We start from the raw sequence: 1,427 nt of genomic DNA, 5'->3' as shown, positions 1-1,427 counted from the left end.
AAAAATAATTGTCACCAGCTATGAGGTAACACTCATAAATAATACCGATAGGGTTAGAAACCTTCATCTCAATGCGAATAGCTCCAAACCCCAAGTCCTCCACCTGCTGAAAACGCTCCAAAATAGCCTGTCGCTGACTGGGAATAAAGTTTGTAATCTCCATAGCAACCTCCCAACGCTTCTTTTTGTCTATTATAGCCTAAAGATAGGAAAAATGCTTGTAATGGGTTTCTTATTAAGACTACAAGACCCATAAAATCTTTATTTAGCTTCTTTATAGTCTCTAAAGTCAGATTTTATGTTGTTATCGTCATCATGTTCATCTACCCAATCTTTTATATCAGCAAAAGAATGAATATCTTTCTTAATGCCAGCACCGTCTTTTACAGAAATTACAATTCCTTGATCACCATTCATTCCCAACCAATGTAGGATATCATTGGTTTGCCCTTCAGGGGAGAAATAGATTTGTGATTGTTTGTCGTATTCCCTATCTCTAAAAGACTCATATTTAGCTAACTTCTTTTTATAGGCCTTATATTTTCTATTATAATCTTCCTTAGCTTTTTGACTAGTTCTTTCATAAGAACGATATTTTTTCTGGTAGTCTTGTTGAGCCTTCTTATTAAGAATGTCACTAAAACTTAAGGTTTTAAAAGGAAAAATAGAATCAGGGAAAGCATTAAATTCTGGAAGTTTCTTTGGCTCTCTTGGTTTATTAGGTAGGAAACTTTTCACTGGCTCAGTTGGACCGGCTGGGAAATCCCCCTCCTTACCTTGACGGGTCAATAGTTTAAACTTCTTTAACGTATCACTATTTGTTGTTTGATTAACAGCCTCTTCGTAAATATGCTTAACTTCAGGATTTTCATTAAATAGATTAATCTGATTCTCTTGTTTTGAAGTATCTACATTATCGATCTCTTGGATAACATTTAGGTGTGCTGATAAATAGCTGTCTTTTTGAGCTGGCAATTTCTTTAAAAGCTCATCTAAGTTTCCCTCTCTTTTTAAATAGCCCCACATATTACTGTCATTCACCTGATTACGAGCAGAACTCCTATCACCGAAATAAAGCAGTTCATCTTTACTGTAAGAATAATCTGGTAGGTCTCTACTTAAAAATTGATCGGTATCTAGATTATAAGCAAATTGCTTATCGCTTTGAGAAGTAGTCAAGAAAACATAATCATAACCATTAATCTCTCTTAAAGACACACCAAACTCCTTAATATATTCAAAATTTTTGATTTTCTTCAAATATGGGGTCAAATTAATAATTTTCTTTTCAAAATTTTTGTTAATATCATAAACTACCAAATGAGCTTGATGCAGACTACTCATGGTATCGTAATAGCGAACAAAATGATTTCTACCAATCAACTCAGTAGCTACATTATCTTCAGAATTATAATAAGTGGGTTCTA

At 33.6% G+C, this 1,427-nt stretch carries 1 protein-coding gene; it reads right to left on the bottom strand.

Translation table 11 applies throughout. The features are described 5' to 3' along the window. Positions 1 to 261: 261 nt before the first annotated feature. A partial coding sequence (locus HSISS2_RS02845) for a hypothetical protein (protein ID WP_240472045.1) occupies positions 262 to 1,427 on the bottom strand: 1,166 nt, incomplete at its 5' end.

This window comes from Streptococcus sp. HSISS2, assembly GCF_000448665.1.
Classification (GTDB): domain Bacteria; phylum Bacillota; class Bacilli; order Lactobacillales; family Streptococcaceae; genus Streptococcus; species Streptococcus raffinosi.
This window is presented reverse-complemented; position numbering and strand designations above follow the sequence as displayed.